The 13952-nt window shown below is 72.6% G+C and carries 13 protein-coding genes; 12 read left to right on the forward strand and 1 reads right to left on the reverse strand.

Annotated features, from left to right (window positions below):
* Positions 1–51: 51 nt before the first annotated feature.
* From B4V04_RS14735 to B4V04_RS14770, 8 genes are all read left to right on the forward strand, one after another.
* Entirely contained in the window at positions 52–540 is a 489-nt protein-coding gene (locus B4V04_RS14735; RefSeq protein WP_498232483.1) for a DUF7283 family protein, read from the forward strand.
* Positions 521–961, forward strand: coding sequence for a DUF7285 family protein (locus B4V04_RS14740; RefSeq protein ID WP_498232484.1), 441 nt, complete (start codon positions 521–523; stop codon positions 959–961). Before B4V04_RS14735 ends, B4V04_RS14740 begins: the two co-directional genes overlap by 20 nt.
* A complete protein-coding gene (locus B4V04_RS14745) occupies positions 958–1644 on the forward strand; it encodes a DUF7284 family protein (RefSeq protein WP_498232485.1) in 687 nt (228 codons plus the stop codon). The genes B4V04_RS14740 and B4V04_RS14745 overlap by 4 nt, the downstream gene beginning before the upstream one ends.
* On the forward strand, positions 1638–4883 hold the full coding sequence (locus B4V04_RS14750; RefSeq protein ID WP_498232486.1) for a DUF7286 family protein: 3246 nt from the start codon (positions 1638–1640) through the stop codon (positions 4881–4883). Before B4V04_RS14745 ends, B4V04_RS14750 begins: the two co-directional genes overlap by 7 nt.
* A gap of 42 nt (positions 4884–4925) precedes the next feature.
* Positions 4926–5414, forward strand: coding sequence for a DUF5791 family protein (locus tag B4V04_RS14755; protein ID WP_498232487.1), 489 nt, complete (start codon positions 4926–4928; stop codon positions 5412–5414).
* Positions 5411–6325 carry an NAD-dependent epimerase/dehydratase family protein gene (locus B4V04_RS14760; RefSeq protein WP_498232488.1) on the forward strand — a complete coding sequence of 305 codons (915 nt, stop codon included), beginning with the start codon at positions 5411–5413 and terminating at the stop codon, positions 6323–6325. The genes B4V04_RS14755 and B4V04_RS14760 overlap by 4 nt, the downstream gene beginning before the upstream one ends.
* 79 nt (positions 6326–6404) lie before the next feature.
* Positions 6405–7580 carry a DHH family phosphoesterase gene (locus B4V04_RS14765; protein WP_498232489.1) on the forward strand — a complete coding sequence of 392 codons (1176 nt, stop codon included), beginning with the start codon at positions 6405–6407 and terminating at the stop codon, positions 7578–7580.
* A gap of 73 nt (positions 7581–7653) precedes the next feature.
* A complete protein-coding gene (locus B4V04_RS14770; RefSeq protein WP_498232490.1) occupies positions 7654–7785 on the forward strand; it encodes a hypothetical protein in 132 nt (43 codons plus the stop codon).
* Between the two features lie 32 nt (positions 7786–7817).
* On the opposite strand, the gene pan1 is transcribed toward B4V04_RS14770, so the two are convergent.
* Positions 7818–9032 (reverse strand): proteasome-activating nucleotidase Pan1, encoded by a 1215-nt coding sequence (gene pan1, locus B4V04_RS14775; RefSeq protein ID WP_144799889.1) that lies wholly within the window; start codon positions 9030–9032, stop codon positions 7818–7820.
* 140 nt (positions 9033–9172) lie between these two features.
* Between pan1 and B4V04_RS14780 the strand changes: the two genes are divergently transcribed.
* The 4 genes from B4V04_RS14780 to rad50 all read left to right on the forward strand — a co-directional run bounded on the left by B4V04_RS14780 (position 9173) and on the right by rad50 (position 13952).
* Positions 9173–9436 (forward strand): MarR family transcriptional regulator, encoded by a 264-nt coding sequence (locus B4V04_RS14780; protein WP_094525277.1) that lies wholly within the window; start codon positions 9173–9175, stop codon positions 9434–9436.
* Between the two features lie 90 nt (positions 9437–9526).
* Positions 9527–9925: a DUF7966 family protein gene (locus B4V04_RS14785; protein WP_498232491.1), complete on the forward strand. Its 399-nt coding sequence runs from the start codon at positions 9527–9529 to the stop codon at positions 9923–9925.
* A complete protein-coding gene (gene mre11 / locus B4V04_RS14790; protein ID WP_498232492.1) occupies positions 9922–11268 on the forward strand; it encodes a DNA double-strand break repair protein Mre11 in 1347 nt (448 codons plus the stop codon). Before B4V04_RS14785 ends, mre11 begins: the two co-directional genes overlap by 4 nt.
* Positions 11265–13952: a DNA double-strand break repair ATPase Rad50 gene (gene rad50, locus B4V04_RS14795; RefSeq protein WP_498232493.1), complete on the forward strand. Its 2688-nt coding sequence runs from the start codon at positions 11265–11267 to the stop codon at positions 13950–13952. Before mre11 ends, rad50 begins: the two co-directional genes overlap by 4 nt.

The following is a 13952-nucleotide window of genomic DNA, read 5'->3' on the forward strand; positions in this document are numbered from 1 at the left end:
TCCGCACGCTCCGGACGACCATTTAAATACCAAGCCGCGGCCAGCCGTCCCGTGTTCGAGACTCACCTCGACGCGACGTACGCGTGGCTCGGCCTCGCCGTGGTGAGCGTCGCGACGGCCGGCGTCGCCGCGACGCTTCCGGCGTCGCCGCCGCCGGACGCTGCCGGCGTCGCGCACACGATCGAGACGGTCGCCGACGGGGAGTATCCCGCGACGGCGGAACACGGGATCGCGGCGGACCGTATCCGCCTCACGCCCCGGTCAGTCTCTCTCGGCGGAGACGGCGGAAGCGCCCGGACGCCGCTCCGCGGCCCGCCGATAACGCCGGTCCCGTCCGGCGAACGGGACGGGGGCGGCGACGACCGGCTCCGGCGGGTGCTCGACGGCGTTCCGCCGGACGCCGCGTTCGACGACCCCGACGCGCTGGCCGCGGCGGCGGAGCGCGCGCGCAACGCCGACCGCGAGTGGCGACCGGCGCCGGAGCGGCTCACCGTGCGGCGAGTGCATTACGGAGGGGTACATGTCACGCTCGTCGGGTGAGCCGTCCGACGCCCGGAGCGGGACAGCGGACCGCGCCGCGGTCGAGCCGCTCGCCGCGCTCGTCGCGGTGCTGGCCGTCGGGGCGGCGCTGGGACTGTACGCCGTCGCGCTCGACGACGCGACGGTCGATCGGGAGCGGCCGGGCGCCGAGCCGTCCCTCGACCGGGCCGAGCGGGCGGCGACCGTCGGCGGCGTCGTCGAGCCGGACCGGCTCCGCGACGCCGACGCGTTCCGGTATCCGACGACGGTGACGGTGAGCGCCGAAGGGAGGACGTGGCGGATCGAGTCGGGCCCGAACGCACCGGAACGTGCGGCGGTCGAGGGCGACGGCGCGACCGCGGTCGCCGAGCGACCGGTGACCGTGCGAGTCGGTCCGGGGCGGAACGTCCGCGGGACCCTTCGCGTGGTGGTCCGCCGGTGACGAGCACCGTGCTCGACGTGACGGTCATGCTCCTCTGCGTTTCGACGAGCGTCGTCGCGCTCGGTGGCGTCGGCGGGGACGCGGGGACGAACGGGCCGACCGTCGACGAGACGGCCGATCGGCTGGTGACCGAGACGGTGACCGTGGAGTACCGGACGCCCGAGGCGGCGAACGACACCCGGACGGTACACGCGACGCGCGCCGAACTGCTCGCGCTGCTCGTCGCAGGGCGCGGAGGCGACGGCGACCGCGCCTCGCGAGGCGGCGAGGACACGGTCCGGGACGCGTTCGAGTCCCGATCGACGACGGCGGTCGCCGGGGGGCTCGACGGTCGGACGCGGATCGATGCGACGGTTCCGGCGGCCGCGAACCGGGAGCGCGGGCCGTCGAGGTCGACGTCCGACCGACGCGCTCCGAGTCGCCGACCGACGCGGCGAGGGGCCGGCGCGGTGGCCGTGTCGGGCGGGCCAAACGCGCCGAGACCGCTCCGTCTGGATACCGTGCGCACCGGGAGCGCCGGGGCGTGGACCGAAACGGATCGACCGACAGACCGGATGAACACGGTCTCCGTCGGCCCCGAGCCGCCGCGAAACGCCGACGTGGCGACGGCGGTCGTCACGCACCCGGCGCCGGACGCGGTCGAGGGGGACGGCTCCGTCCGAATCGTCGTGAGGAGGTGGTGAGCGTGGCGGGACGCGACGGAGTGCCCGCTCGCGACGGACGGCGGTTCACGGTCGACGAGCGGGCGCGCGTCCCGTTCGCGCTGATCGGCGTGCTGCTGCTCGTGACGAGCACGGCGTACGCCGCGGGGGTCGCGGACCAGGGACTCGTCGGCGAGGACCGGAGCGTCGAGCGGGCCGTCGAGCGCGTCGACGCCGACGCCACCGCCGCGCTGCGGGCCGCGGCGCGCGAGGCGGCGCACGACGCGGCCCGGGAGCCGGTGACGCGGGCGCCGGAGAGAGGCGCCGCTGCCGGGACGGTGCGCGAGGGGTCGGCCTTCGCGGACGCGTTTCGGATCCGGCTCGCGGTCGCCGGCGCGGACGCGCTCTCCGCGGTCGACGCCGAGATCGGGTCGGTGACGGCGACGGCGTCGCTGCCGGCGGTCCGGGACCGGGGGGACCTCGCGGCGGCCCGCGACCGCGTCCGCGTCGAGCCGGCGGCGAACGGGACCGCGACCCGCGTGACCTTCGAGGGGGTCGCGACGACCGCGACACGGGACGGGCGGACGGTCGTGAACCGCACCGCGGACAGGACCGTCGTGGTGGCCGTCCCGACGCTCGCCGCCCACGAGCGGACGGAACGGTTCGAGGAGCGGCTGGACAGGGGCCCGGTCGAGGGCCCTGGCCTCGGTCGACAGCTCACCGCGAGCCTCTATCCGATGACGTGGGCGAGGGGATACGCCCAGTACGCCGGGGCGCCGGTCGAAAACGTCCTCGCGAACCGACACGTGGAGCTGTCGACGAACGCGGGACTCGTCAGGACCCAGCGGGACGTCTTCGGGACGAGCGATCCGGACGCCCGCGGCGGGGTCGCGCGGGCGACGGCGCGAACCGGGGTGAGCGACCTCCTCGCGCCCACCGGGGTCAAGGAGGCCTCGTGGACCGACGCGGTGCTCGGAGCACCGACGCCGACCGGTACCGCCGCGGCGCGAGCGGGCCCCGGAGGGGACTCGAACGGAGAGACGAGCGAGGACGACGCGTTCGAGGTGAAACGGGACCGGACGGACGAGGAGGCGCCGGTTCCGATCGGACACGCGGCGGACGTCGGTGCAACCCGCGTCCACGACGACCTCGACGAGGTGATCGGGGGCGCGTACCGGGTCGAGGCCGACGTGGAGACCGCGACGGCGCAGGTCGCGGACGGCGGGCGGCTCTCGCCACCCTCTCCGGACGGCGCGGCGGCCGGCGAGTGGGAACGCGTCGACGCGTCGCGGTCAGAGCGCCTGGAGGGCGTCTCCGGAAGCGACGTGCCGCGGGGAATCCCCGCGGGTACCGTCGACCCCGGGGAGCCGGTCTCGTTCGGCGACGCGACCCGCGAGGTGACGGTCGAACGCGCCGCGACGGCGACGTGGAAGCGGGAAGTCGTGGAGCGGGGTCCGAACGGGAGCGTCGTCGACCGCACCGTTCATCGGACGACCACGAGCGACGAGGCGACGGACCGCTACCGAGTCCGCGTCTCGGTGACGGGGCGGCACGCGCCGAGAGGCGGCGCACCGGACCGGCCCACTGCGACGTTCGGGGCGGCGAGCGCGACCGGTGCCCGGGACCTGCGGGAGACGCCGGCGGCCGCGCGCTCGGCGCTCGACGTCGACACGGCGACCGGGGTGGACCGACTCGCTCGCGACGCCGTCCGGAGCGGCGACGTCGACGACTCGACGGTCGTCCACGGGTCGCCGTCGGGCGTCGGACGAGACCGCGTGGCGGCGGACGTCGCCGCGCTCGCCGCCGAGGTCCGGGAGTTCGAGACCGACGCGTCGATGGAGGCGGCGGCGATGGGCGAGGCGGAGCCGTACGCCGATCTCGCCGACGCGGTCCGCGACCGGCGAGCGGCGCTCGTCGACGCGCCGGCGACGTACGACGGCGCGGCCGATCGGGCGCGGGTCGCCGCCCGCGCGGCGTACGTCGACGCCGTCATCGAAGAACTGGAGGCGGCCGCGGCCGATCGCGAGACCGCGACTGACAGCGTGCTCGACGGCGTGAACGACGCCTTCGGCGGCCCCTCCGTCGGCGAGGCGATCGCCGCTCGCGAGGCCGCGAAGGATCCGGGCACGTACACGGTCGCCGACGACGGCCCCGGGGGAGCGGTGACCTTCTCGCCGCGGGGATCGCCGGGGTACCTGCCGCGGACGACGGTCGACGGCGAACGGGTGGAAGGCGGGGAGGACGGCTCGACGCGGCCGCTCGCCGTCCGCAACGTGAACTACGCCACCGTTCCGTACGGCGAGCTGTCGAGCGGGATCGTGGACCGGATCCTCCGCGCCGGCGACACCGTCCGGATCGGCACCGCCGGGCGGGCGCTCCTGCTCGCCGACGAGGCGCTTGCCGCGAACGAGGACCCGGGGCTCCGCAACGACCGGGACGCGCTCGCAGAGCGGATCGACGGCTCGCTGCGCGAAGTCGACCGCGAGCTGGAGGACGAACTTCGGGACCGGACCTCGCTGTCGCGGGAGGAACGGCGCGACGCGGTCGACGAGGCCGCCGCGTCCTACGGCTCGGCCGGCGACAGGGCGGCCGCGGTCGGCGAGGGCGAGTACGCCGAGCGGGTCGCCGCCGAGGCCGCCGTCGCCGGATCGCTCTCGGCCGCGGCGGAGGCGTCGCTGGCCGCGCACCTCCGCGTCGCGACGCGGAACGCGGCGGGTCGAGACGACGTTCGGGTTCCGACGCGGGTCGTCGAACCGCCGACGAAGGGCGCGCGGGTCCTGCTCAGGGATCGCATGGAGAAAGCGATAGAGAAGGAGGCCGCGCGCGCCGGCGGAGCCGCGACGAAGGAGCTGAGCGAGAGAGCGGCCGAGGAGCTCGGCGAGGAGTGGTCGCTGAAGCCCGCCCGGAGCGTCGGGGCGGGGCTCCCGGTCGCGCCGGTGCCCGGCTACTGGATAACGACGGTGAACGCCTGGCGGGTGCAGGTCCGCGGGGAGTACCCGCGGTTCGCGCTGCGCGCCGACGTCGGCACGCCGGACGCTCCGTTCGAGTACGTCCGACAGGAGGGCGACGTGACGATCGAGATCGACGGGGAGACCGTTCGGCTCGGGGCGACGGAGCCGGTCCGATTCGAGACGGGGACCGTCGTCGCGGTCGCGGTGCCCGCCGGCCCGCCGGGAGTCGGCGACGTCGACGGAGTCCGTGACGAGCGCTCGGCCGGGTGGCCCTGTCCGGGCGCGGCGGGAGCGTCTGACGGAGGGGAAAAAGCGTGCGCGACCCCGTGAGTCGACCGCAGCCGTTTTGAGAGGCGCCGACCGAGGGCGACCATGTTTCACGAGGTCGTCGAGGACGGGACGGCGTCCGGCGTCGACGCGGGCAGGGCCCCCGACGCCGGCGAGAGCACCGACGCGGACGGGGACGAGGTGACCCCGGCCGCGTTGCTCGCGGCGTTCGAGGCGATGGTGCGCGAGTCGGTGACCGAGGCCGGGTGCGAGCGCGTCGTCGACGAGACCGGCGTCGACGAGCCGGCCGTCGAGGCGGCCGCCGCGGGCGACGCCGCGGGGCTCAGCGTGACCGACGCGGCGGCGATCGTCGCGGTGACCGCCGACCGCGACGCCGACGCGCTCGTCGCGGAGCTGCGCGACCACCTGCTGATGGGGATGGCGACGGCCGTGCTCGACGTCGACACCATCGCGGCGGCGATCGACGCGGACCTCACCGGACAGGAGGTCCAACAGGCTCTCGAGGGACGCGCCGGAATGACGCTGGCACAGCTCGCGGAGGTCATGGCGGTCATCGAGCGGCGCAAGCGATGAGGGTCGTCGTCGTCGGCTGCGGCTACGTCGGCCTCCAATTGGCGGCGCAGCTCGCCGAGCGGGGACACGCGGTGACGGGCGTGCGGCGGTCGGACGCCGGGATCGACGCCATCGAGGAGATCGGAGAACAGATCGACGGCGCCGTCGACGCGGCCCGCGCGGACGCGACCGACCCGGCGTCGCTCGACGCGCTGCCCGACGCGGACGCCGTCGTCTTCGCTGCCAGCTCGGGCGGTCGCGGCGCCGACGCGGCCCGCGAGGTGTACGTCGACGGCCTCCGGAACGTGGTCGAGGCGTACGCCGCGCGGCCGTCGCCGCCGGACAGGCTCGTCTACACCTCCTCGACTGGCGTGTACGGCGACCACGACGGCGCGTGGGTCGACGAGGAGACGCCGATCGACCCGACCACGGAGAAGACGCGAGTCCTCGCCGAGGCGGAACGGATCGCGCTCGAGGCGGGCGACGACGCCGGGATCGACGGGACCGTCGCCCGGTTCGCGGGGCTGTACGGACCGGACCGGTATCGGCTGGAGCGGTACATCCAGGGGCCCGTCACCGCGGGGTACCTCAACATGGTTCACCGCGACGACGCCGCGGGGGCGATACGGTACCTCCTCGAGGCGGACCGCGCGCGCGGCGAGGCCGTCGTCGTCGTCGACGACGAGCCGGTCGACAAACACGCGTTCGCCGACTGGCTCGCCGACGAGTGCGGCGTGCCGCGGCCGGAGAAGCGGTCGAAGGCCGAGCGGATCGCGGCCGGCGACCTCTCCGCGGCCGCGGAACGGCGGATCCGAACGAGCAAGCGCTGTTCGAACGACCGCCTGCGCGCGCTCGGCTACGAGTTCGCCTACCCGACGTTCCGAGAGGGATACCGCGACGCGGTTCGGTCGTTCCGCGCGACCGAGGAGTAAGCGACCCCCGATCCCGACGTCGTCGGTCGGTCGGAACAGTAACGAACCTTCATGTGGGGGGAGGGAGTCTCGGGGACACATGTGGAGCCTGAGCGCGACCGACGAGCGGCTCTCGCAGGCGGGGACGCTCGCTCGAGAGAACCCGGAGCTGACGGCGGTCGCGGTCGTCGTCGCGCTCGTCGCGGTCGCCGGGGGATACCTCCTGTTCCGCGCCCGCTGGACGACCGGAGTCCGGTTCCGTCGGCTGCTCGCCGACCAAGACGAGATCACGGTGCTGATGCACCCGAACCCCGACCCGGACGCGATGTCGTCCGCCCTCGGCGTCGCGTCGCTCGCCTCGCAGGTCGGCGTCGACGCGACGGTGCAGTATCCCGGACAGATCCGCCATCAGGAGAACCGCGCGTTCCGAACGGTGCTCGACCTGGAGCTCGAGACGATCGAGCACGTGAGCGACCTCGCCGCGGAGTCGGTCGTACTGGTCGACCACAACGAGCCGCGGGGGTTCGCCGGCGCGGACGGCGTGCTCCCGGTCGCGGTCGTCGACCACCACCCCGGCGACGGCGCGGGAGAACGGTTCACCGACGTCCGCACCGACTACGGCGCGACTGCCTCCGTCGTCGCCGAGTACTTCAAGGAGAACGACGCGACCCCGGTCCCGCCGGACAAGCACGCGAGCGAGACCGACAGCGACCTCACCCTCCCGACGGACACCGCGACCGGGCTGCTGTACGGGATCCTCTCCGACACGAAACACCTCACCGTCGGCGCGAGCGAGCCGGACTTCGCGGCCGCCGCGTACGTGTACCCCGGCGTCGATCAGGACCGCCTCGACCGCATCGCCAACCCCGCGGTCGACGCGGAGGTGTTGGAGGTGAAGGCGCGCGCCATCGCCGGGCGCCGGGTCGAGGGCTCGTTCGCGGTGGCCGACGTGGGCGGCGTGAACAACGTCGACGCGATCCCGCAGGCGGCCGACGAGCTGATCCAGCTCGAGGGCGTCAGCGCCGTCGTGGTGATCGGCGAGCGGGACGGGACGGTCCACCTCTCCGGGCGCTCTCGGGACGACCGGGTCCACATGGGCAACGCGATCGAGTCGGTGCTCGCGGACGTCGAGAACGGCGACGGCGGCGGTCACTCGCGGATGGGCGGCGGGACCGTCGCGCCGCGGATCGACCCGACCGGCGACGAGGGGCCGAAGACGGTCGACCGGGACGAGCTGGCCGAGGCGCTGTTCCGAGCGATGGCCGGCGACGTGTGACCGACGCCGGGGAGCGGAGAGAGATCCGGCGTCCGGTGCCAGTTTTTAATTGTCGGGCCGCGGAGTGAGCGGTATGAAGCTCGATCTCCCGACCGACGACGGCTGGCGCGCGCTCGCGGGCGTCGGCGTCGGCTACGCGCTCGCGACCGGACTGATATTCCTCCTGCTGTTCGCGGTGCCGTACCTGATCGTGCGGGGCCTGTAGCTGCGGGAAAACGGCCTGCGAGCGCCCGAATCTCAGGCGAACGCGAGCGAGTCGTCGGCGCCGCTCTCGTCGTCCTGCTGGAGCTTCTCGTGGGCCTCGAGGAAGTCGTCGAGCGTGACCTCGGTGCGGTCGTCGCGGATGGCGAACATCCCGGCCTCGGTGCAGATGGCCTTGATGTCGGCGCCGGATGCGTCGGGGGTCATCTCGGCGAGCTCGTCGAAGTCGATGTCGCTCGCGAGGTTCATCTTCCGGGTGTGGATCTGGAAGATGATCTCGCGGCCGTCGGTGTTCGGCTTGGGCACCTCGATGAGGCGGTCGAACCGGCCAGGGCGGAGGATGGCGGGGTCGAGCATGTCGAAGCGGTTGGTCGCGGCGATGATGCGGACCTCGCCGCGCTCGTCGAAGCCGTCCATCTCGGAGAGCAGCTGCATCATCGTGCGCTGGACCTCGGCGTCGCCGGAGGTCTTCGAGTCCGTCCGCTTCGAGGCGATCGCGTCGATCTCGTCGATGAAGAGGACGGCGGGCTGGTTCTCGCGGGCGACTTCGAACAGGTCGCGGACGAGCTTCGCGCCCTCGCCGATGAACTTGTGGACGAGCTCGGAGCCGGCCATCTTGATGAACGTCGCGTCCGTCTCGTTGGCGACGGCCTTCGCGAGCATCGTCTTCCCCGTGCCCGGCGGGCCGTACAGCAGGACGCCGCTCGGCGGCGTGATCCCGACGTCCTCGAACATGTCGGGGTGTTCGAGGGGCATCTCGACGGTCTCGCGGACCTCCTGCATCTGGTCTTCGAGCCCGCCGATGTCGGCGTAGGTGACGTCCGGGGAGTGCTCGACCTGCATCACGCGGGCGCGGACGTCGGTCTCCTTCTCCAGCTTCTTCACGACCGAGAGGGAGTTGTTGACCGCGACCCGGTCGTCGGGGTCGAGCTTCTCGCGCATCTCCGCGGTGATCTCCGTGAGCGCCTCCTGGTTGTTGCCGTGCTGTTTGATCACGGCCCCGTCGGGCGTGATCTCCTGGACGGTCGCCACGAACAGCGGGGACTGCTTCAGCTTCTTGTTCTCGTGGGTGAGCCGCTCGAGCTTCTGCTGGTACTTGTTGTTCTCCGCGTTCGCGTCGAGGAGCTTGTCGCGCATCTCCTCGTTCTGCGACTCCAGCACGTCGAGCTCCTCCTGGAGGGACTCGATCTTCTCCTGTCTCGACGCCGACCCCTCGTAGGGCATCTCGACGTCGTCGACGGTGTCAGTCATTGTCCGTAATAAGGCGTCTCGCGCGTAAGAGGTTTCGGGTGGGGGAGAGTAGAGCGAGACGAACCGACGAAGTAATTCCTAGTAGTAATTAAATAGGATAGTAAATATTATCTAACGGCATGAGATATGGGTAGGTACGCATGAGCACCACCGACGCCGTCACCGCCGACGAGGACGTCACGGACCGCTGGAGCGCCGTCCGCGATCTCCCCCCGAGCGCGAAGCTCGTGGCCAAGGTCCTCGACTACAACGACACGCTGACGCAGAGCGAGCTCGCCGAGGAGACGCTGCTTCCGCCCCGGACCGTCAGGTACGCGCTCTCGCGGCTGGAGGAGGAGGACGTGGTCGACTCGCGGTTCTCCTTCACCGACGCCCGGAAGCGGCTGTACACGCTCGCGGTGTGAGTCGGCGAGGGGGAGGCGGACGCAGACAAATCGTCGACGGCCGCCGACCGGGATCCCCCTCCTTATCCGCGATACCGACGCAGGGGCGCCATGGTCTCGACCGCCGCCGTCAAACGGGCGCTGACCGCGCTGGCGACGCGCACCGACACCGCGACCCGGCCGTACGTCGCCGTGATCGACGAGGCCGAGGCCGCGCGAACCGACCTGCGTCGCGCCGCCGCCTTCGTCGACTCGGTCGGGCTCGACCGGCTGTCGGAGGCGGTCACGGCCGCGGAGCGCGACGGGAACGAGACCGCGGCCGAACGCGGTCGCGCCGCGCTCGCGACCTACCGGGAGTTTCGAGAGGCGGCGGCCGGCGGCCGCGGGTCGGCCGGCGGCGACCGCGGATCGACCGACGGCGACCGAGACGAGGCGACGCCGGCCGCCGACCACTTCCGCCCCGCCCCCGGAACCCCTAAACCCGACACCGGCCAAGAGCCGGGCAGATGACGCGGGTGATCCACACCGGCGACACCCACATCGGGTACGCGCAGTACCACTCGCCGGTCCGACGACAGGACTTCCTCGACGCCTTCGCGGCCGTGGTCGACGACGCGGTCGACGGCGACGTCGACGCGGTGGTCCACGCGGGCGACCTCTTCCACGACCGACGGCCCGAGCTCGACGACCTGATGGGCACGATCTCCGTGCTCCGACGGCTCGACGACGCCGGGATCCCCTTCCTCGCGGTCGTCGGGAACCACGAGTCGACGCGGGGCGGCCAGTGGCTGGACCTGTTCGAGCGGCTGGGGCTCGCGACCCGGCTCGACGACGGGCCGACGGTCGTCGGCGACACGGCCTTCTACGGGCTCGACCACGTCCCCGTCTCCCGCCGGGACGCCCTCGACTACGCGTTCGCCGACCACGACGCCGACTACGCCGCCCTCGTCGCGCACGGCCTCTTCGAGCCGTTCGGCTACGCCGACTGGGACACCGAAGAAGTGCTCGCGGAGAGCGACGTCGACTTCGACGCGATGCTCCTCGGCGACAACCACACGCCCGACGTCGCCGAGGTGAACGACACGTGGGTCACCTACCCCGGATCCACCGAGCGCGCGAGCGCGAGCGAGCGAGAGGGACGCGGCTACAACCTCGTGACGTTCGACGCCGACGACGCCGGGGGCGACGACCGCGTGGAGATCCGCCGGCGCGCGCTCGACACGCGCCCGTTCGTCTTCGTTGACGTCGACCTCCGCGAGGGCGAGGGCGCGGCGCGGGTCCGCGAGCGCGTCCGCCAACACGACCTCGGTGACGCCGTCGTCCTCGTGAGCGTGACCGGCGACGGCGACCCCGTCACCCCGGCCGCGATCGAGGAGTTCGCGACCGAGGAGGGGGCGCTCATCGCCCGGGTCACCGACCGCCGCGAGGTCGAGACCGACGCCGAGGTCGACGTGAGCTTCGCCGACCCCGAGGACGCCGTGCGGGAGCGGATCGAGGAGATGGCCCTCTCCGAGGCCGCCCGCGACGTCGACGAGGCGGTCCGCGCCGACACGCTCCCCGACAGCAACGTCCGAGAGACGGTGAAGGGCCGAGTCGAGGAGCGGATCGACGACCTCGACGCGTTCGCGGGCGGCGAGGACGAGGAGAGCGACATCGAGGACGGGGACGTTGATGCCGAGGACGAGAACGCCGACGCCGAGACCGAAGACGACGGTCAGGAAGCCGGGGACGAAGAGGTCGAAACCGAGGACGAAGAAGACAGTCCCGACGGAGCGACCGAAACCGGGGACGACGAACCGACCCCCGAGACGCCCGGGACCGACGGACAAGTGTCCATGGAGGACTACCTGTGAACTTCGACCGAATCCGCCTCTCGAACTTCAAGCCGTACGGCGACGCCGACCTCCGGCTGACGAAGGGCGTCACGGTCATCCACGGGCTCAACGGCAGCGGCAAGTCGTCGCTGCTTGAGGCCTGCTTCTTCGCGCTGTACGGGTCGAAGGCGCTCGACGGCACCCTCGACGACGTCGTCACGAAGGGCGAGGAGGAGACGGAGGTCGAGCTGTGGTTCACCCACGACGGGACGCCGTACCGGATCGAGCGGCGGCTCCGGGTGTACGACGACCGGATCGATCACCAGTGCACGCTCGAAGCGACCGACGGGACCGACGTGGCCCGCGACGGCGCGCGGGCCGTACGCGAGTTCGTCACCGAGCTACTCCGGATGGACGCCGAGGCGTTCGTCGGCTGCGCGTACGTGCGACAGGGCGAGGTGAACGAGCTGATCGACGCCACCCCGCGGGAGCGGCAGGACACCATCGACGACCTGCTCCAGCTCGGGAAGCTAGAGGAGTACCGCGAGCGCGCCGGGGACGCCCGGCTCGGCGTCGAGGACGTGCTGGAGAACCGCCGCGGGCGGCTCGACCAGCTCGACGATCAGATCGCGGCGAAGGAGGAGCGCGACCTCCACGAGCGGCTCAACGGGCTCGAGAGCGAGCTCTCCGAGGTCACCGAGGAGATCGACCGCTACGAGGACCAGCGCGAGCGGGCGAGGGAGACGCGAGAGGCCGCCGCGGAGACGCTCTCGACCCACGCGGAGAAGCGCGAGGAGCTGGAGTCGGTCGAGGCGGAGATTGACGAGATCGAGGAGGCGATCCGGGACGCCGAGCGGGAACGCGACGAACACCGCGACGCGATCCGGGAGGCCCGCGAGCGGATCGACGAGACCGAGGCCGCGATCGACGGCCGGCTCGACGAGGCCGGCCTCGACGCGGCCGACGAAGAGGCCGTCGCGGCCCGCCGCGAGGCGCTCGACGACCGCGAGGCGGAGCTCCGCGAGGAGCTCGACGAGGAGCGGGTGAGCGCCGAGGCGTTCCGAAATCAGGCGACGAACCTCGCCGGGAAGGCCGACGACCTCGCCGAGCGCGCCGCGGAGCTGGAGGACGAGGCCGACGACCTCGCCGAGGAAGCCGACGCGGCCGCCGAGGAGGCCGACGAGCGCGAGTCCTCGATCGAGGAGCTTCGTGAGGAGGCGGAGGACCTCCGCGAGCGGTTCGCGACCGCCGACGTCGACCGCGACGACGTCGCCGACGAGCGCGAGGCGCTCCGGGAGCGACGCGGCGAGGTCCGCGAGCGGATCGCGGAGCTGTCAGCGGAACTGAAGAACGCCCGCGAGCGAGTCGACGAGGCCGAGGAGCTGCTCGCGGCCGGCAAGTGCCCCGAGTGCGGCCAGCCCGTCGAGGACTCGCCGCACGCGACCGGGATCGAGGGGGACCGGGAGCGCGTCGACGAGCTCGAGGCCGAACTCGAGGCGGCCCGCGAGCGCGAGACGGAATTCGACGACCGGATCGAGGCGCTGGACGGGCTCGCGAAGGCCGCGGACCGGCTCGACGAGATCGACGAGACGGTCGAGATGCTCGGGGAACGGGTCGAGGAGAAGCGGGCGGAGGCGGAGCGGAAGCGAGAGGCCGCGGCGGAGAAGCGGGAGGCCGCGACGGAGAAGAGCGGGGAGGCCGAGGAGACCCGCGAAGTCGCCGCGGAGAAGCGCGAACAGGCCGAGACGGCCGCAGACCGGGTAGCGGAGCTCGAGGAGGCGCTCACCGAGGTCGACGACGCGCGGGAGGCGGTGGACGCGGTCGAAGAGCGGGTCGAGGCGATCGCGGAGACGGAGTCGGCGATCGAGCGCCGCCGCGAGAAGCGGGAGACCCTCGCGGAGCTGAACGACGAGCGCCGCGACCGGCTCGCGGACAAGCGCGAGCGGCGCGACGAGCTCGCGGCCGCGGTCGACGACGCAGCGGTCGACGAGGCGAAAAAGCGGAAGCGGGAGGCCGAGGAGTACCTCGAACGCGTCGAGGGGGAGCTGGATCGGCTCGCGGAGCGGCGGACGGAACTGGAGAACGCGATCGGCAGCGTCAACGGGGAGATACGGGAGTTGGAGAACCTCCGTACGGAGCGCGAGGAGCTGGCCGCGACCGTCGAGGCGCTCGAGGGGCTCCACGAGGAGACGAGCGAGCTGGAGGCGATGTACGGGGACCTCCGCGCGGAGCTTCGCCAGCGCAACGTCACAGAGCTGGAGCGCACCCTCAACGAGACGTTCGACCTGGTGTACGGCAACGATGCCTACTCGCACATCGAGCTCGACGGCGAGTACGCGCTCACCGTCTACCAGAAGGACGGCGAGGCGCTCGACCCCGGACAGCTCTCCGGCGGCGAGCGCGCCCTGTTCAACCTCTCGCTGCGATGCGCGATCTACCGGCTGCTCTCGGAGGGGATCGAGGGCGCGGCGCCGACCCCGCCGCTCATCCTCGACGAGCCGACCGTCTTCCTCGACTCAGGACACGTCTCCCGGCTCGTCCGCCTCGTCGAGGAGATGCGGGGCTTCGGCGTCGAGCAGATCCTCATCGTCAGCCACGACGACGAGCTGGTGGGCGCCGCCGACGAGCTGGTCACCGTCGAGAAGGAGCCGCGCTCGAACCGCTCGACGGCCCGCCGCGCGGACGCCGCCGAGCTCGACGTCGCGTCGCTCGCAGACGACTGA

The sequence above is a fragment of the Halorubrum sp. B52 genome (assembly GCF_059752555.1).

Coding starts and splice junctions, on each gene's coding strand:
- B4V04_RS14770 (WP_498232490.1), top strand. CDS start 7,654: ATGAAGCTCGATCTCCCGACCGACGACGGCTGGCGCGCGCTCGCGGGC.
- pan1 (WP_144799889.1), bottom strand. CDS start 9,032: ATGACTGACACCGTCGACGACGTCGAGATGCCCTACGAGGGGTCGGCG.
- B4V04_RS14760 (WP_498232488.1), top strand. CDS start 5,411: ATGAGGGTCGTCGTCGTCGGCTGCGGCTACGTCGGCCTCCAATTGGCG.
- B4V04_RS14785 (WP_498232491.1), top strand. CDS start 9,527: ATGGTCTCGACCGCCGCCGTCAAACGGGCGCTGACCGCGCTGGCGACG.
- B4V04_RS14755 (WP_498232487.1), top strand. CDS start 4,926: ATGTTTCACGAGGTCGTCGAGGACGGGACGGCGTCCGGCGTCGACGCG.
- B4V04_RS14780 (WP_094525277.1), top strand. CDS start 9,173: ATGAGCACCACCGACGCCGTCACCGCCGACGAGGACGTCACGGACCGC.
- mre11 (WP_498232492.1), top strand. CDS start 9,922: ATGACGCGGGTGATCCACACCGGCGACACCCACATCGGGTACGCGCAG.
- B4V04_RS14765 (WP_498232489.1), top strand. CDS start 6,405: ATGTGGAGCCTGAGCGCGACCGACGAGCGGCTCTCGCAGGCGGGGACG.
- B4V04_RS14740 (WP_498232484.1), top strand. CDS start 521: ATGTCACGCTCGTCGGGTGAGCCGTCCGACGCCCGGAGCGGGACAGCG.